At 70.4% G+C, this 19343-nt stretch carries 15 protein-coding genes; 12 read left to right on the top strand and 3 right to left on the bottom strand.

Features of this window, described 5'->3' with window-relative positions:
• The first annotated feature begins 2 nt into the window (after positions 1 to 2).
• From metH to ACFYYR_RS08780, 4 genes are all read left to right on the top strand, one after another.
• Positions 3 to 3512 (top strand): methionine synthase, encoded by a 3510-nt coding sequence (gene metH / locus ACFYYR_RS08795; RefSeq protein ID WP_388848669.1) that lies wholly within the window; start codon positions 3 to 5, stop codon positions 3510 to 3512.
• 186 nt (positions 3513 to 3698) lie between these two features.
• Positions 3699 to 4400: an HAD family hydrolase gene (locus tag ACFYYR_RS08790; protein ID WP_388848666.1), complete on the top strand. Its 702-nt coding sequence runs from the start codon at positions 3699 to 3701 to the stop codon at positions 4398 to 4400.
• Positions 4401 to 4859: 459 nt separating this feature from the next.
• Entirely contained in the window at positions 4860 to 6464 is a 1605-nt protein-coding gene (locus ACFYYR_RS08785; protein WP_388848663.1) for an ABC transporter substrate-binding protein, read from the top strand.
• A 62-nt stretch (positions 6465 to 6526) separates the two neighbouring features.
• Positions 6527 to 8125 (top strand): ABC transporter substrate-binding protein, encoded by a 1599-nt coding sequence (locus ACFYYR_RS08780; protein WP_388848660.1) that lies wholly within the window; start codon positions 6527 to 6529, stop codon positions 8123 to 8125.
• 87 nt (positions 8126 to 8212) lie between these two features.
• Here ACFYYR_RS08780 and ACFYYR_RS08775 read toward each other — a convergent pair whose 3' ends face one another.
• Together ACFYYR_RS08775 and ACFYYR_RS08770 are read right to left on the bottom strand one after the other, a co-directional pair.
• A complete protein-coding gene (locus ACFYYR_RS08775; RefSeq protein ID WP_388848657.1) occupies positions 8213 to 8884 on the bottom strand; it encodes a response regulator in 672 nt (223 codons plus the stop codon).
• A gap of 13 nt (positions 8885 to 8897) precedes the next feature.
• A complete protein-coding gene (locus ACFYYR_RS08770; protein ID WP_388848654.1) occupies positions 8898 to 9848 on the bottom strand; it encodes a RecB family exonuclease in 951 nt (316 codons plus the stop codon).
• Positions 9849 to 9973: 125 nt separating this feature from the next.
• Here ACFYYR_RS08770 and ACFYYR_RS08765 point away from each other — a divergent pair, with 125 nt between their 5' ends.
• The 3 genes from ACFYYR_RS08765 to ACFYYR_RS08755 all read left to right on the top strand — a co-directional run bounded on the left by ACFYYR_RS08765 (position 9974) and on the right by ACFYYR_RS08755 (position 13014).
• Positions 9974 to 11170, top strand: a complete 1197-nt coding sequence (locus ACFYYR_RS08765) for a site-2 protease family protein (RefSeq protein ID WP_388848652.1) — start codon at positions 9974 to 9976, stop codon at positions 11168 to 11170.
• Positions 11171 to 11302: 132 nt separating this feature from the next.
• Positions 11303 to 12214 (top strand): tRNA (adenine-N1)-methyltransferase, encoded by a 912-nt coding sequence (locus ACFYYR_RS08760; protein ID WP_351515116.1) that lies wholly within the window; start codon positions 11303 to 11305, stop codon positions 12212 to 12214.
• Positions 12215 to 12402: 188 nt separating this feature from the next.
• A complete protein-coding gene (locus ACFYYR_RS08755) occupies positions 12403 to 13014 on the top strand; it encodes a hypothetical protein (RefSeq protein WP_388848649.1) in 612 nt (203 codons plus the stop codon).
• Between the two features lie 4 nt (positions 13015 to 13018).
• On the opposite strand, the gene ACFYYR_RS08750 is transcribed toward ACFYYR_RS08755, so the two are convergent.
• Complete coding sequence (locus ACFYYR_RS08750) at positions 13019 to 13306, bottom strand: ferredoxin (RefSeq protein WP_388848646.1); 288 nt, start codon at positions 13304 to 13306, stop codon at positions 13019 to 13021.
• 242 nt (positions 13307 to 13548) lie between these two features.
• On the opposite strand from ACFYYR_RS08750, the gene arc reads away from it, so the two are divergent.
• From arc to prcA, 5 genes are all read left to right on the top strand, one after another.
• Positions 13549 to 15315 (top strand): proteasome ATPase, encoded by a 1767-nt coding sequence (gene arc, locus ACFYYR_RS08745; RefSeq protein ID WP_388848643.1) that lies wholly within the window; start codon positions 13549 to 13551, stop codon positions 15313 to 15315.
• Between the two features lie 293 nt (positions 15316 to 15608).
• Positions 15609 to 17120 (top strand): depupylase/deamidase Dop, encoded by a 1512-nt coding sequence (gene dop, locus ACFYYR_RS08740; RefSeq protein ID WP_388848641.1) that lies wholly within the window; start codon positions 15609 to 15611, stop codon positions 17118 to 17120.
• A gap of 120 nt (positions 17121 to 17240) precedes the next feature.
• Entirely contained in the window at positions 17241 to 17459 is a 219-nt protein-coding gene (locus ACFYYR_RS08735) for a ubiquitin-like protein Pup (RefSeq protein ID WP_388848638.1), read from the top strand.
• A 109-nt stretch (positions 17460 to 17568) separates the two neighbouring features.
• Positions 17569 to 18414: a proteasome subunit beta gene (gene prcB / locus ACFYYR_RS08730; RefSeq protein ID WP_388848635.1), complete on the top strand. Its 846-nt coding sequence runs from the start codon at positions 17569 to 17571 to the stop codon at positions 18412 to 18414.
• Between the two features lie 73 nt (positions 18415 to 18487).
• Positions 18488 to 19267, top strand: coding sequence for a proteasome subunit alpha (gene prcA, locus ACFYYR_RS08725; RefSeq protein ID WP_388848632.1), 780 nt, complete (start codon positions 18488 to 18490; stop codon positions 19265 to 19267).
• Positions 19268 to 19343: the final 76 nt, after the last annotated feature.

Genomic DNA, 19343 nt, shown 5'->3' with positions numbered 1-19343 from the left:
CCATGGCCTCGAAAGCGCCATCGTCCGCCGCAGCCGACCGAGCCTCCGCACTGCGCGAGGCACTCGCCACCCGAGTGGTGGTGGCCGACGGGGCCATGGGCACCATGCTCCAGGCTCAGGAACCGACGATGGAGGACTTCGAGCAGCTCGAGGGCTGCAACGAGATCCTCAACGTCACCCGCCCGGACATCGTCCGCTCCGTTCACCAGGAGTACTTCGCGGTCGGCGTGGACTGCGTGGAGACCAACACCTTCGGTGCGAACTTCGCCGCACTGGGGGAGTACGACATCGCCGACCGGATCTTCGAGCTGTCCGAGGCCGGTGCCCGGATCGCCCGCGAGGTCGCGGACGAGTTCTCCGCCCCCGACGGCCGGCACCGCTGGGTGCTCGGCTCGATCGGCCCGGGGACCAAGCTCCCCACGCTGGGCCACGCCCCGTACACCGCACTGCGCGACGCCTACCAGCAGAACGCCGAGGGCCTGATCGCGGGCGGCGCGGACGCGCTGCTGGTGGAGACCACCCAGGACCTGCTGCAGACCAAGTCCTCGGTGATCGGCGCCCGGCGGGCGCTGGAGGCGACCGGGGCCGACCTGCCGCTGCTGGTCCAGGTGACCGTCGAAACCACCGGCACCATGCTGCTGGGCTCCGAGATCGGCGCCGCGCTCACCGCGCTGGAGCCGCTCGGCATCGACATGATCGGCCTGAACTGCGCCACCGGCCCGGCCGAGATGAGCGAGCACCTGCGCTACCTGGCCCGGCACGCCCGGACCCGGGTCTCCGCCATGCCCAACGCCGGTCTGCCGGTCCTGGGCAAGAACGGCGCCCACTACCCGCTCACCCCCGAGGAGCTGGCCGACGCGCACGAGGTCTTCGTCCGCGAGTACGGCCTCTCCCTCGTCGGCGGCTGCTGCGGCACCACCCCGGAGCACCTGCGCCAGGTCGTGGAGCGGGTGCGCGACATGACGCCCACCGAGCGCCGGCCGCGGCCCGAGCCCGGCGCCGCCTCGCTCTACCAGACCGTGCCGTTCCGGCAGGACACCTCCTACCTCGCCATCGGTGAGCGGACCAACGCCAACGGCTCGAAGAAGTTCCGCGAGGCCATGCTGGAGGCCCGCTGGGACGACTGTGTGGAGATGGCCCGCGACCAGATCCGCGAGGGCGCCCACCTGCTCGACCTGTGCGTCGACTACGTGGGCCGGGACGGCGTCGCCGACATGGCCGAGATCGCCGGACGGTTCGCCACCGCCTCCACGCTGCCGATCGTGCTGGACTCCACCGAGCCCGCCGTCATCCAGGCCGGCCTGGAGAAGCTCGGCGGCCGCGCCGTGATCAACTCCGTCAACTACGAGGACGGGGACGGCCCGGACTCCCGGTTCGCCCGGATCACCCGGCTGGCCGTGGAGCACGGCGCCGCGCTGATCGCGCTGACCATCGACGAGGACGGCCAGGCCCGCACCCCCGAACACAAGGTGGCCGTCGCCGAGCGCCTCATCGAGGACCTCACCACCAACTGGGGGGTCCTCGAGTCGGACATCATCGTCGACTGTCTGACCTTCACCATCGCCACCGGCCAGGAGGAGTCCCGCAAGGACGGCATCGCCACCATCGAGGCGATCCGCGAACTCAAGCGGCGGCACCCGGACGTGCAGACCACGCTCGGCCTGTCCAACATCTCCTTCGGCCTCAACCCGGCCGCCCGGATGGTGCTGAACTCCGTCTTCCTCAACGAGTGCGTCGAGGCCGGCCTGGACTCGGCCATCGTCCACGCCTCGAAGATCCTCCCCATCGCCCGGATCGAGGAGGAGCAGCGCGAGGTCGCCCTCGACCTGGTGTACGACCGCCGGCGGGAGGGCTACGACCCGCTGCAGCGCTTCCTGGAGCTGTTCGAGGGCGTCGACACCAAGTCGATGAAGGCGGGCAAGGCCGAGGAGCTGCTCGCCCTGCCGCTGGAGGAGCGGCTGCGCCGCCGCATCATCGACGGCGAGCGCAACGGCCTGGAGACCGACCTCGACGAGGCGCTCGCCGAGCGGCCCGCCCTGGAGATCGTCAACGACACCCTGCTGGAGGGCATGAAGGTCGTCGGCGAGCTCTTCGGCTCCGGGCAGATGCAGCTGCCGTTCGTCCTCCAGTCCGCCGAGGTGATGAAGAGCGCGGTGGCCTACCTCGAGCCGCACATGGAGAAGACCGACGCCGAGGGCAAGGGCACCATCGTCCTCGCCACCGTCCGCGGCGACGTCCACGACATCGGCAAGAACCTGGTGGACATCATCCTGTCCAACAACGGCTACAACGTCGTGAACCTCGGCATCAAGCAGCCGGTCTCCGCGATCCTGGAGGCGGCCGAGGAGCACAAGGCCGATGTGATCGGCATGTCCGGCCTGCTGGTGAAGTCCACGGTGATCATGAAGGAGAACCTGGAGGAGCTCAACCAGCGCAAGCTGGCCGCGGACTTCCCGGTCATCCTGGGCGGCGCGGCCCTGACCAGGGCGTACGTCGAGCAGGACCTCCACGAGATCTACGAGGGCGAGGTCCGGTACGCCCGGGACGCCTTCGAGGGGCTGCGCCTGATGGACGCCCTCATCGCGGTCAAGCGGGGCGTGCCCGGCGCGACTCTGCCCGAGCTCAAGCAGCGCCGTGTCCCCGCTCGTCCCGCGGCGGCCGCGGAGCTGCCCGAGGACGAGGGCACGGTGCGCTCCGACGTCGCCACCGACAACCCCGTCCCCACCCCGCCCTTCTGGGGCACCCGGGTGGTCAAGGGCATCCAGCTCGGCGACTACGCCTCGTGGCTGGACGAGGGCGCGCTGTTCAAGGGCCAGTGGGGCCTCAAGGAGGCCCGGAAGGGCGACGGTCCCAGCTACCAGGAGCTCGTGGAGAGCGAGGGCCGCCCGCGGCTGCGCGGCTGGCTGGACAAGCTGCACACGGAGAACCTGCTGGAGGCCGCGGTGGTCCACGGCTACTTCCCGTGCGTGTCCAAGGGCGACGACCTGATCCTGCTCAACGACGACGGCAGCGAGCGCACCCGCTTCTCCTTCCCCCGCCAGCGCCGCGGCCGCCGGCTCTGCCTGGCGGACTTCTTCCGCCCGGAGGAGTCCGGCGAGACCGACGTCGTGGGCCTGCAGGTGGTGACGGTGGGCTCCCGGATCGGTGAGGCCACCGCCGAGCTGTTCGCCAACGACGCCTACCGCGACTACCTGGAACTGCACGGGCTGTCCGTGCAGCTCGCCGAGGCCCTCGCCGAGTACTGGCACGCGCGGGTCCGCGCCGAGCTGGGCTTCGCGGGCGAGGACCCGGCGGACGTGGAGGACATGTTCGCCCTGAAGTACCGGGGCGCGCGCTTCTCGCTCGGGTACGGGGCCTGCCCCGACCTGGAGGACCGGGCGAAGATCGCCGACCTGCTCCAGCCGGAGCGGATCGGCGTCCAGCTCTCCGAGGAGTTCCAGCTCCACCCGGAGCAGTCCACCGACGCCATCGTGATCCACCACCCCGAGGCGAAGTACTTCAACGCCCGCTGATCAGGGCCGACGCTCCGCACCGCACCCCCGGGCCGGCCGCTCCGGCCGGCCCGGGTCGTGCGGAACAACGCTCGGTAACCGGGATCGTCGTACAATGGTCGGTCCGGTGAAGGCCGGTCGCCGCCCCGCCCGGGGCTGCGGCCGGCCCCTTTGTCCCTCTGGGACGGCCAGACGAGAGGAGCACGGATGACCAGCATCGTCCCCGCACTCGACACCCGTACGGCCGAGGGCTCCGCCCTGCAAGCCGTGCTCCTCGACATGGACGGCACGCTCGTGGACACCGAGGGCTTCTGGTGGCAGGCGGAGGTCGGGGTCTTCGCCGAGCTGGGCCACGTGCTCGGTGAGGAGCACCGCGAAGTGGTGATCGGCGGGCCCATGACCCGCAGTGCCTCCTATCTGATCCAGGCCACCGGGGCCGACATCGCGCTCCCCGAGCTGTCCCTGCGGCTGAACAACCGGTTCGAGGAGCTGGTGGACGGCCACGTCCCGCTGATGCCCGGCGCCTCCCGGCTGCTCCTGGAGCTCGCCGCCCACCGGGTCCCGACCGCCCTGGTCTCCGCCTCGCACCGGCGCATCATCGACCGGGTGCTGAAGTCGGTCGGCCAGGAGCACTTCGCCCTGACGATCGCCGGGGACGAGGTGGAGCGCACCAAGCCGCACCCCGACCCGTACCTGCTGGCCGCCGCCGGACTGGGCGCCGAGCCGGCCCGCTGCGCGGTCGTGGAGGACACCGCGACCGGCGTGGCCGCGGCCGAGGCCGCGGGCTGCCGGGTGGTGGCCGTCCCCTCGGTGGTGCCCATCGAGCCCGCCGCGGGCCGTACGGTCGTCCGCTCGCTGGAAGAAGTGGATCTTCCGTTTCTGCGGAGCATCGTCACCGGGACGCCGTGAGGCGGACACAGCGGGCGCTCCCGGCTTCTCCGGCGGGGCTCCGGCCCGGCGGCCGGGCCGTGTCCGTGCGCCCGTCTCCGGTGCACCCGGATCCGGCCCCCGGCCCGCGCGTCGGCCGAATTCACTTGCCCTCCGGGGACAGTTGAAGCAGTGACGTTTCTCACCCACCGGGGTCTCGACAGGTTCACGAGGGCCTGCTGGAAGGGGGGTTCGCGGGGATGGAGCGGCACCCTTCTGTCCGTATTGATGCTTCAGCGTGGCTATCGTTCCAACGTCCGGATGCTGGACAGTAGTCAGGTGCTGCCGGGGCGTGATATTGCCTCAACTTCGGCCCGTTCCGGCCCGCCTGGCCGCGGCTACTAATCTCGACGCGAGACGTTTTTGCCGCAACCCCGCGACCTGTTCACCCGTCATCGGTATGGTCCCCGGGTTCGACCGCCCATCAGGAGACCGCCGACGATGAATCGCAAGACCTTGGTGCTACCGGCCGTAGTGGGTCTGCTGGCTCCTGTTCTCGCCGGCTGCGGCGCTTCGGACGAGGCCGGCGACGGGGGCGAGCCGATCGTCGTCGGCACCACCGACACCTTCGTCACCACCAAGGCCTTCCCGGCCCCGTTCGACCCCGCGCTGGCGTACGAGGCCGCGTCCTGGAACATCCTGCGGAACACCTTCCAGACGCTGATGGCGCTGCCCCGCTCCGGTGGCGAGCCGGTGCCGGAGGCGGCCTCCCGGTGCGGCTTCTCGGACCAGAACAACGAGCAGTACCGCTGCACGCTGCGCAGCGGGATGAAGTTCGCCAACGGCCACGCGCTCACCGCCGACGACGTGAAGTTCTCCGTCGACCGGACGCTGAAGATCAAGGACCCCAACGGTCCCGTGTCGCTGCTCTCAGGCGTCGACGCGGTCGAGGCGCCGAACGACCGGCAGATCGTCTTCCACCTCAAGTCCCCCGACGCGACCTTCCCGTACAAGCTCGCGACCCCGGCCGCGGCCATCGTCGACGCGCAGGTGTACCACGGCTCGAAGCTCCGGAACGGCTTCGCGGTCGACGGCTCCGGCCCGTACACCCTGCGGACCGAGGAGCGGGGCGGCCAGGTCGTCTCCGCCGTCTTCAGCCGGAACCCGCACTACAAGGGCGGGCTCAAGCTGAAGAACGACCAGGTCGAGATGCGCTTCCTGAAGAACGCGGACGCCATGGAGGACGCCCTGAAGAAGGGCGACATCGACCTGATGACCCGCTCCATGTCGCCCGACCAGATCGGCCGGCTGGAGCGCGGCGACACCAAGGGCGTCGACCTCGTCGAGGCCCCGGGCCAGGAGATCCGCTACCTCGGCTTCGACACCGACGACGGCACGGCGGGCCGCAAGGCGGTACGGCAGGCCATGGCCGAGGTCGTGGACCGGCAGGCGCTGGTGCGTGACGTCTACGACCGCACCGCCCAGCCGCTGTACTCGATCGTCCCGTCCAGCGTCGGCTCCCACGTCAACTCGTTCTTCAACAAGTACGGCGACCCGAGCCCGGAGAAGGCCCGCAGCACGTTGCGGGCGGCCGGCATCGACACTCCGGTGAAGCTCCGGCTCACGTACACCACCGATCACTACGGGGCGGCCACCGACAAGGAGTTCCGCACGCTCCGCCGGCAGCTCGAGGCGAGCGGCCTGTTCGACGTGACGGTCGAGGGTGTGCCGTGGAAGACCTTCCGCCCGGCCCAGTCCGACGGCGAGTACCAGGTCTACGGCATGGGCTGGTTCCCGGACTTCCCGGACGCCGACAACTTCCTGGACCCGTTCTTCGCCAAGAACAACTTCCTCAACACGCCCTACCGCAACGACACCATCCGCGACCGGCTGATCCCGCAGACCCGGCGGCAGACCGAGCGCAGCGCCGCCGCCGCGGGGTTCGAGCAGGCCCAGGACATCGTCGCGGACGAGGTACCGGTGCTGCCGCTGTGGCAGGGCAAGCAGTACGTCGCGACCCGCGACGACGTGACCGGTGCGGAGTGGGCGCTCAGCTCCTCCTCCGTACTGCAGCTCTGGGAGCTGGGCCGGGAAACCGCCGGCTGACCTCCGTCGGCCCCGGCGGAATTCGCACAACGACATCAGAGACAAGTGTGAGGAACGTGCGCGTGAGGAAACGTCATCAGTGGCTCGCCGCCCCGCTCGGGGCTGGGCTCGCTGCCGGTCTGCTCTCCGGATGCGGATCGGATGACGCGGAGACGGCCGGTACGGGGGAGCCGATCGTCATGGGAATGACGGACGAGGTCGTCTCCACCGACCCGGCCTCCGGCTACGACCCCGCGTCCTGGGTCATGTTCAACAACGTCTTCCAGTCGTTGATGAGCTTCCCCCGGGGCGGCACCGAGCCGGAGCCCGAGGCGGCCGAGCGCTGCGGCTTCGACGACAGCCACAGCAAGGTCTACCGGTGCGTCCTCAAGGACGGCCTGAAGTTCAGCAACGGCAACAGCCTCACCTCCGAGGACGTGGCGTTCTCCTTCCGGCGCACCCTGCGGATCAAGGACAAGGACGGCCCCGCCGTCATGCTGTCCTCGATCAAGAACATCAAGACGCCGGACGACAAGACGGTGGTGTTCGACCTCAAGCGCTCGGACGCGACCTTCCCCATGAAGATCGCCTCGGGCGCGGGCTCGATCGTGGACCACCGCGAGTACGAGCCGGACGCGCTGCGCACCGACGGCCGGGCCGTGGGCTCCGGCGTCTACCGGATGAACTCCTTCGACCGGAAGAAGGAGGCGAAGTTCTCGGTCAACCCCGGCTACAAGGGGCCGGCCGAGGTGAAGAACTCCGGCATGACGATGAAGTTCTTCCAGGACGACCAGAAGGCCCTGAAGAACGCCGTCCAGAAGGGTGACGTCGACCTCGCCTACCGCGGCCTCGCCATGAAGGACATCGCCGGACTGGCCACCTCCACGAACGGCGGCTCCGGGGGCGTCGAGGTCGTCGAGGGCACCAGCGCCGAGGTCCAGCACCTGGTCTTCAACGTCGACGACCCGGTGCTCGGCAAGCCCCAGGTGCGCAAGGCCATCGCGTACCTGGTGGACCGCGGCGCGCTCGTGCGGGACGTCTACATGCGCACCGCCAAGCCGCTGTACTCGATCGTCCCGGCCGGGATCACCGGCCACAACACCGCGTTCTTCGACAACTACGGGGACCGGCCGCAGACCGCCAAGGCCGCCGCCGCGCTCCGCTCCGCCGGCATCGACGGCAAGGTGAAGATGACGCTCTGGGCCACTCCGTCGCGGTACGGCCCCGGCACGGTGCCCGGGTTCCAGCAGCTCGCCCGGCAGCTCAACGCCAGCGGGCTCTTCGAGGCCCGGGTCAAGAGCGTCCCGATCGACACGTTCGAGAAGGGCGTGGAGAGCGGGAAGTACGGCGCCTACGTCAAGGGCTGGGTCCCGGACTACCCGGACCCGGACAACTTCACCGCCCCGTTCTTCGGCGAGGGTAACGTGCTGGCGAACAACTACAACTCCGAGCGCATCGCCGACCAGCTGATACCGACGACCGCGGCCGAGGCCAACCGGGCGGCGACCGAGAGCAGCTTCAAGGAGATGCAGGACATCGTGGCCGACGAGCTGCCGGTGCTGCCGCTGTGGCAGGGCAAGCAGTACGCGGTGGCCCGGACCAACGTCTCCGGCCTGGAGTGGACCCTCGACCCCTCGACGGTGTTCCGCTTCTGGGAGATCAGCAAGGGCACCGACGAGTAGTCCGCCCCCGGGTCCCCGGCCGCGCCGGGGACCCGCACGGGACACGGGCACCGCCCGGAGCCCCGCCGGCACCGGCCCGGCGCGCCCTCACTGCGCGCCGGGCCGCACCAGTCCGCTCTCGTAGGCGTAGACCGCGGCCTGCACCCGGTCCCGCAGGCCCAGCTTGGTCAGCACATGCCCGACGTGCGTCTTGACCGTCGTCTCGCTCACGAACAGGTCCGCGGCGATCTCCGCGTTCGACAGCCCGCGGGCGACCAGCTTGAGCACCTCGACCTCACGGTCGGTCAGCGTGTGCAGGGTGTCCGGAACCGGGTCCTCCCCGGAGGGCAGCTTCCCCGCGTACTTGTCGAGCAGCCGCCGGGTGATGCTCGGAGCCAGCATCGCCTCACCCGCCGCGACCACCCGGATCGCCTGGACGAGCTCGTGCGCGGGCGCGTCCTTCAGCAGGAAGCCGCTGGCCCCCGCCCGCAGCGCCTCCACCACGTACTCGTCCAGGTCGAAGGTGGTCAGCACCAGCACCTTGGCGGGCCCGTCCCGGCCCGGGCCGGTGATCTGCCGGGTCGCCTCGACACCGTCCATCCTGGGCATCCGGATGTCCATCAGCACCACATCGGGCTGGAGCGCGCGCACCTGGTCGAGCGCCTGCAGCCCGTCGCCCGCTTCGCCCACCACGGCGAGATCCTGCTCGGCCTCGAGGATCATCCGGAAACCGGTGCGCAGCAGCGGCTGGTCGTCGACCAGTAGGACGCGGATCGCCACAGGAACTCCTTCGCTAGACCGGCCCCATTCTGCCCTGACGGCCGTCCGCGGACTCCTCCGGGACCGCGTCCACCGGACGGGCGGGCGCGGGGACCAGCGGCAGCGGATAGGGCGGGGGAGTCCCCCCGAACTCCGGGCAGAACGCCTGGTGGTCGCACCAGCCGCACAGCTTGCTGCGGCGCGGGCGCCAGTCGCCGGTCTCGGTCGCCCGCCGGATCGCCTCCCACAGCGCCAGCAGCTTGCGCTCCACCGCCCGCAGATCCGCCTCGGTCGGGTCGTGGCTGAGGACCTCGCCGCTGCCCAGGTAGACCAGCTGGAGCCGGCGGGGCAGGACTCCGCGCAGCCGCCAGAGCACCAGCCCGTAGAACTTCATCTGGAACAGCGCGCCGGCCGCGTACTCGGGCCGGGGCGCCTTCCCGGTCTTGTAGTCGACGATCCGCACCTCACCCGTCGGCGCCACGTCGACCCGGTCGATGACGCCGCGCAGGGTCAGCCCCGAGTCCAGCTCCGTCTCCACGAACAGCTCGCGCTCCGAGGGCTCCAGCCGCGTCGGGTCCTCCAGCGTGAACCACCGCTCCACCAGCCGCTCCGCGTCCGCCAGCCAGCGCGCCAGCCGCTCCGGGGCCGGCGCCGCGGCCGCCCCCTCGGCGGCTTCCGGGCCGTCCGCGCCCTCCTCGGCGAACAGCTCCACCAGCTCCGGCCGGGCGGCCAGCAGCCGCTCCCACTCGCCCGCGACCATGGACCGGGCCCGCCCGGCCGTGCGCTCCGCCGCCGGGTCGTCGAAGAGCCGCTCCAGCACCGCATGCACCAGCGTGCCCCGGGTAGCCGCCTCGCTGGGCCGCTCCGGCAACCGGTCGATCACCCGGAAGCGGTACAGCAGCGGGCAGGTCATGAAGTCCCCGGCGCGCGACGGCGACAGCGTCCGCGGTCGCTCGGCGGCGGGGTGGTCGGTGCTGGTTCCCATGGCGCACGACCCTACGGCCCGTCACCGACATCCGGACGCATACCATCGACGTCAGACCCCCTCGCACCCCGGACCGCGTGATCGCACCGGACGGGAGCGGGGGCCGACACGGACGAGAGGACATCGTGGACGAGAGCGGCGAGAGCGGGAAGCCGCAGAGGCCCCGCGAGACGGGCGGCGGGCTCCTCATGGGCCGGCTCTTCGGGGTCCCTGTCTATGTCGCTCCCAGCTGGTTCCTGGTCGCCGCGCTCATCACCTGGGTCTTCGGGGGCCAGCTGGAGCGGGTCCTGCCGGAGCTGGGGAACCTGCGCTACCTGGTGTCCCTGTTCTTCGCCGTCGCCTTCTACGCCTCGGTGCTGGTCCACGAACTCGCGCACACGGTGGCCGCCCTGCGCTTCAAGCTGCCGGTCCGCCGCATCCAGCTGCAGTTCTTCGGCGGCGTCTCGGAGATCGAGAAGGAGTCCGAGTCACCGGGGCGGGAATTCGTGCTCGCCGCCGTCGGCCCGCTGCTCTCGCTGGTCCTCGCGGGCGTCTTCTACCTCGGCATGGCCGCCGTCGAGCCCGGCACCGTCCCCGGCGTGCTGCTGGCCGGCCTGATGATCTCCAACCTGATCGTGGCGGCCTTCAACCTGCTCCCCGGCCTGCCGCTGGACGGCGGCCGGATGCTGCGGGCCGTCGTCTGGAAGCTCAGCGGCAAGCCGATGACCGGCACCGTGGCCGCCGCCTGGACGGGCCGGGCGCTGGCCGTCGCGGTCCTGATCGGTCTGCCGCTGCTCACCCACACCGGGGCGCTCGGCACCTCCACCCAGGACCTCGGCGGCGTCGACACCATCACCGACGCCCTGCTGGCCGCCATCCTCGCCGCCATCATCTGGACCGGCGCCGGGAACAGCCTGCGGATGGCCCGGCTGCGCGAACACCTCCCGGAGCTCCGGGCCCGCAACCTGACCCGGCGCGCCGTCCCCGTCGCGTCCGACACCCCGCTCTCCGAGGCGCTGCGGCGGGCCAACGAGGCCGGGGCCCGCGCCCTGGTCGTGGTCGACGGCGACGGCACCCCGGTGGCGGTGGTCCGGGAGGCGGCCATCGTCGGCGTGCCCGAGCACCGGCGCCCCTGGGTCGCGGTCAGCGGCCTGGCCCAGGACCTCAAGCCGGGCATGCGGGTCTCCGCCGAGCTGTCCGGCGAGGAACTGCTGGATGCCCTGCGCGCCACACCGGCCACCGAGTACCTGGTCGTCGAGGAGACCGGGGAGATCTACGGCGTGCTGTCCACCGCCGACGTCGAACGGGCCTTCGTCGCCGCCATGGCCCGCCCGAGCGCCTGAGGCCCGAGCGTCCTGGACCCACGAGCTCCTGAGACCTCCGAGCTCCTGAGGCACCCGAGTTCCTGGGGCACGGGCCCCGCGGCCCGAGGTCCCGTGGCCTTTCGGGGCGAGCGGCCCAGGTAGGCTGTTCACATGTCCGAACCGACCGGTGCCGCCCGCCGTCGCGGGCCCTTCCAGGTCGGGGACCAGGTCCAGCTCACCGACCCCAAGGGACGCCACTACACCTTCACGCTCGAGGCCGGGAAGAGCTTCCACACCCACAAGGGTGCCTTCCCGCACGACGAGCTGATCGGTGCTCCCGAGGGCAGTGTTGTCCGTACCACGGGGAACGTCGCCTACCTCGCGCTGCGCCCCCTGCTCCCCGACTATGTCCTGTCCATGCCGCGCGGCGCAGCCGTGGTGTACCCGAAGGATGCGGGCCAGATCCTGGCGATGGCCGACATCTTCCCCGGGGCGCGGGTCGTCGAGGCGGGTGTGGGCTCCGGCTCGCTGAGCACCTTCCTGCTGCGGGCCGTCGGAGACCAGGGCATGCTGCACTCCTACGAGCGCCGCGCCGACTTCGCCGAGATCGCCGCGCAGAACGTCCGCCGCTACTTCGGTGACGACCACCCGGCGTGGCAGCTCACCGTCGGCGACCTCCAGGACAACCTCTCCGACACCGAGGTCGACCGGGTCATCCTGGACATGCTGGCGCCCTGGGAGTGCCTGGACGCCGTGTCCAAGGCCCTCGTCCCCGGCGGCATCCTCTGCGCGTACGTCGCCACCACCACGCAGATGGCGCGCACCGTGGAGGCCATCCGCGAGCACGGCACCTTCAACGAGCCGTCGGCCTGGGAGACCATGGTCCGCACCTGGCACGTCGAGGGTCTGGCCGTCCGCCCGGACCACCGGATGATCGGCCACACCGGCTTCCTGCTCACCGCCCGCCGCCTCGCCGACGGCGTCGAGCCGCCGCTGCGCCGCCGCCGCCCGGCCAAGGGCGCCTACGGCGAGGACTACTCCGGACCGGGCAAGGGCACCGGAGGCTCCGCCGAGCGCGGCTGAGGCCCCGACCGCCCGGCCCGTCCGGACAACCTCCCGGCGCCGCCGCCGACTTCCCCGCGGGGAGTCCGGCGGCGGCGCCGTTTCGGATCCGCGGCAGGAAGCACGGCCCCGGCCGTTCCTCACCCGGTGTGACATGTGGCACGATGCTGGCCACCCCATCGGCTCCGCTTCCACAGGAGACACCCCGCGTGCAGCCCTCGGCCGGCCCCGAGTCCTTCCCGCCGCCCCGCCCGGATCTCCCGCACACCCGCTCCCGGCCGCTCCACTGGATCGTCACCGGGACCGCGCTCGCCGCCCTGCTGGCCGCCTCGTCGCTGCTCCAGCCCTCCACCGCCACCGCCCGGCCGCCGGTCGCGGTGGCCGACGCCCCGGCGTCCCCGCAGGCCCCGCTCCCGGCCGCGGCCGGACCGGACGCGGGGAAGGCCCGGTACCCGGTCGACTGCGGACCGGAGAAGATCCAGGTGATCCGGAAGGGGGCGGCGGACCTCGACGGCGACGGCCGGACCGAGACCGTGGCCGTGGTGCGCTGCAGCGCCGGTATGGGCACCCCGCCGAGCGGCATCTACGTGCTCGCCCACGGCGCCGGGCGGCCGAGGATCGTGGAGACCTTCCTCGACCCCCGGGAGGGGATGAGCGTCACCGATTTCGCGGTGCGCGGACGCACGGTCTCGGCGACCCTGGCCGGCTACTCCTCGAATGACGTGCCGCGCTGCTGCCCGGACCGGCAGCGAAAGGTCGAATGGCACTGGAACGACGGCAAGTTCGAGCTCGTCGCGCTGCCCGTCGCGGGGAGTGTGTGAGCCGTCACTCGGCGTCGGGGCCGTACACCTCAACCTTGTCCGAAACCCGACGCACGTGGATGCAGTCGCCCGGGCACTCCTTGGCCGAGTCGACCACCTCGTTGAGCAGGGGGAGCGGCACCGGCGTTGTGGCGCCCGGGTCGGCGAGCAGCTCGTCATCGGTGCCCTTGACATAGGCCAGACCGTCGATGTCCAGCTCGAACACCTCGGGGGCGTACTGGGCGCAGATGCCGTCGCCGGTGCAGAGGTCCTGGTCGATCCAGACCTCGAGGGCGTCGTTCTGTGCGCTCATATCGCCTGCCGTTCTCTGGATACACGAACCAATTGGAGCCAGCCCTGACGGGTGTTGACCGTCCCGACGATACAACCGGTCGCTTTCCGATGTTTGTGGGTGGGTATCCCCCTGGCGTGAGGACGTACGCAAGGGTGAAGATCGGACACACCCCGACCGTCTTTGTGATCTAGGGGTTTCAACCCGCACCTGCCCAGGTAGGGTCAGGAAGCGTCCAGCTCCCCTTGGAGGAGGTGAGGACCGTGGCAGCCCACGACGACGACATCAACCGCGGCATCCGGCCGGGGCGGGGGTCTGAAGACCCTGCCGGTCAGGTTGCCTATCTCGAGCAGGAAATCGCCGTCCTGCGCCGCAAGCTCGCCGACTCTCCGCGACACACGAGGATTCTCGAAGAGCGGATCGTCGAGTTGCAGACCAACCTGGCCGGCGTCTCGGCGCAGAACGAACGGCTCGCGAACACGCTGCGTGAAGCCCGGGACCAGATCGTGGCCCTCAAGGAAGAGGTCGACCGGCTCGCTCAGCCGCCGGCCGGCTTCGGGGTCTTCCTGCAGGCGAACGAGGACGGCACGGCGGACATCTTCACCGGGGGCCGCAAGCTCCGGGTGAACGTCAGCCCCAGCGTCGAGCTCGAGGACCTCCGGCGCGGCCAGGAGGTCATGCTCAACGAGGCGCTCAACGTGGTCGAGGCCATGGAGTTCGAGCGGGCCGGGGAGATCGTCACCCTCAAGGAGATCCTCGAGGACGGCGAGCGGGCCCTGGTGGTGGGGCACACCGACGAGGAGAAGGTGGTGCGGCTCGCCGAGCCGCTGCTGGACGCCACCATCCGTTCCGGTGACGCCCTGCTGCTCGAGCCCCGCTCCGGCTACGTCTACGAGGTCGTGCCGAAGAGCGAGGTCGAGGAGCTCGTCCTCGAAGAGGTCCCGGACATCGACTACGACCGGATCGGCGGCCTGGGCAACCAGATCGAACTGATCCGGGACGCCGTCGAGCTCCCCTATCTCTACCCCGACCTCTTCAAGGAGCACGAACTGCGGCCGCCCAAGGGTGTGCTGCTCTACGGCCCGCCCGGCTGCGGCAAGACGCTCATCGCCAAGGCCGTGGCCAACTCCCTTGCCAAGAAGGTCGCCGAGGTGACCGGGCAGCCCGCGGGGAAGAGCTACTTCCTCAATATCAAGGGCCCGGAGCTGCTCAACAAGTACGTCGGCGAGACCGAGCGGCACATCCGCCTGGTCTTCCAGCGGGCGCGGGAGAAGGCCAGCGAGGGCACCCCCGTCATCGTCTTCTTCGACGAGATGGAGTCCCTCTTCCGGACCCGTGGGTCCGGTGTCAGCTCGGACGTGGAGAACACCATCGTCCCGCAGCTGCTCGCCGAGATCGACGGTGTGGAGGGCCTGGAGAACGTCATCGTCATCGGTGCCTCCAACCGTGAGGACATGATCGACCCGGCGATCCTCCGTCCCGGCCGGCTCGATGTGAAGATCAAGATCGAGCGCCCGGACGCCGAGGCGGCCAAGGACATCTTCGCGAAGTACCTGAAGGCGTCGCTGCCGCTGCACGCGGACGACCTCACCGAGCACAGGGGATCGCCGGAGGCCGCGGTCGACGGCATGATCCAGTCGGTCGTCGAGCAGATGTACGCGGAATCCGAGGAGAACCGTTTCCTGGAGGTCACGTACGCCAACGGCGACAAGGAAGTCCTGTACTTCAAGGACTTCAACTCGGGCGCGATGATCCAGAACATCGTGGACCGGGCCAAGAAGATGGCGATCAAGGCCTTCCTCGACCACGACCAGAAGGGTCTGCGCGTCTCCCACCTGCTCGCCGCCTGCGTGGACGAGTTCAAGGAGAACGAGGACCTGCCGAACACCACCAACCCGGACGACTGGGCCCGGATCTCCGGCAAGAAGGGCGAGCGGATCGTCTTCATCCGCACCCTCGTCACCGGAAAGCAGGGCGCGGACACCGGCCGGTCCATCGACACGGTGGCGAACACCGGTCAGTACCTGTAAGCGGCGGTCCGGCTGCGGATGCCCTGCCCCCGCTCCGGCGGGGGACCCGCGGGGCGTCCGCAGCCGGTTGCGTTCCCGCACACCCGGGGGTCGTCACCCAGGAGGACCCGGTCGGTTACGCACCGGATCCGAGCAATGACGAAAATGATCTCCCCACCACCGCCGAGGCGTTCTAGGCTCAGGGGTACCGCCGAGTCGCACAGCGCGGGGACGGGCACCGCATACGCATCGGAGAAGCAGCGGTACTTGAGCGCCCACCCCATCCCGGGGCGGCGCCGGGCAAGGAGGGCCGCATGACCGTACGGCGAGTAATGGGCATCGAGACGGAGTACGGGATCTCCGTCCCCGGTCACCCGAACGCCAATGCCATGCTCACCTCGTCCCAGATCGTCAATGCCTACGCGGCGGCGATGCACCGGGCGCGCCGCGCCCGCTGGGACTTCGAGGAGGAGAACCCGCTGCGGGACGCCCGCGGCTTCGACCTCGCTCGCGAGACCGCGGATTCCAGCCAGCTCACCGACGAGGACATCGGCCTGGCCAACGTCATCCTGACCAATGGCGCCCGGCTCTACGTGGACCACGCCCACCCGGAGTACAGCGCCCCGGAGGTCACCAATCCGCGCGACGCGGTGCTCTGGGACAAGGCCGGTGAGCGGATCATGGCGGAGGCCGCCGAGCGCGCCGCCCAGGTCCCGGGCTCGCAGCCGATCCATCTGTACAAGAACAACACCGACAACAAGGGCGCGTCCTACGGCACGCACGAGAACTACCTGATGAAGCGGGAGACCCCGTTCTCGGACATCGTGCGCCATCTGACGCCCTTCTTCGTCTCCCGCCAGGTGGTCACGGGGGCCGGCCGCGTCGGCATCGGGCAGGACGGCCACGAGCACGGCTTCCAGCTCAGTCAGCGCGCGGACTACTTCGAGGTCGAGGTGGGGCTGGAGACCACCCTGAAGCGGCCCATCATCAACACCCGCGACGAGCCGCACGCGGACGCCGAGAAGTACCGCCGGCTGCACGTCATCATCGGGGACGCCAACCTCTCGGAGATCTCCACCTTCCTCAAGCTGGGCACCACCTCCCTGGTGCTGTCCATGATCGAGGACGGCTTCATCGCCGTCGACCTGGCCGTCGACCAGCCCGTACGCACGCTGCACCAGGTCTCGCACGACACCTCCCTGCGCCACCTGATCACACTCCGTAACGGGCGGTCGCTCACCGCGGTCCAGCTCCAGATGGAGTACTTCGAGCTCGCCAGGAAGTACGTCGAGGACCGCTACGGGGCCGACGCGGACGAGCAGACCAAGGACGTCCTGAGCCGCTGGGAGGACGTGCTGAACCGGCTGGAGCGCGATCCCATGAGCCTCTCGGGCGAGCTGGACTGGGTCGCGAAGCGGGAGCTCCTGGAGGGCTACCGGCGCCGCGACGGCCTGGACTGGGACGCCGCCCGGCTGCACCTGGTGGACCTGCAGTACGCCGACGTGCGCCCCGACAAGGGCCTCTACAACCGTCTGGTGGCCCGCGGCAAGATGAAGCGCCTGCTGGAGGAGTCCGCGGTCCAGCGGGCCCTGGCGAAGCCGCCGGAGGACACGCGTGCCTACTTCCGGGGGCGCTGCCTGGAACAGTACGCCGACGACGTGGCCGCCGCCTCCTGGGACTCGGTCATCTTCGACCTCCCCGGCCGGGACTCCCTGCAGCGCGTGCCGACGCTGGAGCCGCTGCGCGGCACCCGCAACCACGTCAAGGAGCTCCTGGACCGCTGCCGTACGGCGGAAGAGCTGGTGAGGGTGCTCTCGGGGGGCTGAAAGGGCGCCGATCAGGGAATCATCGAGGTGGTTCCCGGACGTTGAGGTAAGTGCAGAGCCGATGTCGGGCCCTGCGAGTAGGGTCTGATCTTGTACGTCCAACCGAGCGGGGTGAGGGATATGGCGACCAAGGACACCGGCGGCGGACAGCAGAAGTCGACACGCTCCACCGAGGAGGTCGAGGAGTCCGCGCAGGACGCGCAGGCCTCCGAGGACCTCAAGGAGCGCCAGGAGAAGTTGTCGGACGACGTGGACTCCGTCCTCGACGAGATCGACGACGTCCTCGAGGAGAACGCAGAGGACTTCGTGCGGTCTTTCGTACAGAAGGGCGGCCAGTAGCACCGGCGCGATCCGTCCCGCGTCCTCTCCGAGGGGGCGCGGGACGGGTGATATTCACGGCCCCGGGTAAGGTCCGTGCAGAATTCCAAGATCTGGTGGAAGGAATCGTGTGGAAGCCAACACTCGTAGCACAGGGCGTCTGCCGGCTGCCTTCCTGACGCCCGGCTCGTCCTCCTTCATGGATTTCCTGGCGGAGCACTCGCCGGAACTGCTCCCCGGCAAGCGGTCCTTGCCGCCGGTGCAGGGCGCGGTGGAGATCCCGCACGGCACGACGATCGTCGCGGCGACGTTCCCGGGCGGTGTGGTGCTGGCCGGCGACCGGCGGGCGACGATGGGCAATGTCATCGCGCAGCGCGACATCGAGAAGGTCTTCCCCGCCGACGAGTACTCCGCGGTGGGCATCGCCGGCACGGCCGGCCTCGCCGTGGAGATGGTGAAGCTCTTCCAGCTGGAGCTGGAGCACTTCGAGAAGGTCGAGGGGACCCAACTCTCCCTCGAGGGCAAGGCGAACCGGCTCTCCACGATGATCCGGGGCAACCTCGGCATGGCCCTCCAGGGCCTGGCCGTCGTCCCGCTCTTCGCCGGCTGGGACGTGGACCGCGAGAAGGGCCGCATCTTCTCCTACGACGTCACCGGCGGGCGTTCGGAGGACCACGGCTTCGCGGCCACCGGCTCCGGATCGGTCTTCGCCCGCGGTGCCCTCAAGAAGCTCTACCGCGAGGATCTGACCGAGGACCAGGCCACCACCCTGGTCGTGCAGGCCCTGTACGACGCCGCCGACGACGACTCGGCCACCGGCGGCCCGGACATGGCCCGCCGTATCTACCCGATCGTCACCGTCATCACCGACGAGGGCTTCCGGAAGCTCTCGGAGGCCGAGTCCTCCGAGATCGCCCGCGCCATTCACGAGCACCGGCTCCAGGAACCGGACGGCCCGCGGGCCGCGCTGCTCTGAGCGACGGGCCGAGCGGAACACCCCCCGTCACCGCCGGGGGCCCACGTCACTGACAGAAAGGGACGGATAGCCGGTGTCGACGCCGTTCTATGTCTCACCCCAGCAGGCCATGGCCGACCGGGCCGAGTACGCCCGCAAGGGCATCGCGCGCGGCCGCAGCGTGGTCGTCCTGCAGTACGACGACGGAATCCTCTTCGTCGCCGAGAACCCGTCCCGGGCGCTGCACAAGGTCAGCGAGATCTACGACCGGATCGCCTTCGCCGCGGTCGGCAAGTACAACGAGTTCGAGAATCTGCGCATCGGCGGCGTCCGCTACGCCGACCTGCGCGGCTACACCTACGACCGCAACGATGTGACGGCCCGTGGCCTCGCCAACGTCTACGCGCAGACGCTGGGCACCATCTTCTCCAGCGCCGGCGAGAAGCCGTACGAGGTGGAGCTGATCGTCGCGGAGGTCGGCGACGGCCCCGAGGACGACCAGATCTACCGGCTGCCGCACGACGGCTCGATCGTCGACGAGCACGGCTCGGTCGCGGTCGGTGGCAACTCCGACCAGATCGGCAGCTACCTCGACCAGCGGCACCGCGACGGGATGACCCTCGCCGAGGCGCTCAAGCTGGCCATGGAGTCCCTCGCCCGGGACAACAACGGCGGGGAGCGCAGCCTCACCGCCGAGCAGCTGGAAGTCGCGGTCCTGGACCGCAAGCGCCCGCAGAAGCGGAAGTTCAAGCGGGTCCTGGGGCGTCAGCTCTCCCGGCTGCTGGAGCCGGAGGGGCAGTCCTCCTCGGGCACGCCGGCCGTCGAGGACCTGGAGCTCCCCGACGACACGGACTCCTCGGACGACGACAAGTAGGGCCGGGCCGCGGGCTGCCCCCACCCCGCACCCGTGCCGGAGGAAAGGCCGGTGCCCCCGACCGTCACGGCGGTCG

Source organism: Streptomyces sp. NPDC001922, assembly GCF_042891165.1.
Lineage (GTDB): Bacteria > Actinomycetota > Actinomycetes > Streptomycetales > Streptomycetaceae > Streptomyces.
This window is presented reverse-complemented; position numbering and strand designations above follow the sequence as displayed.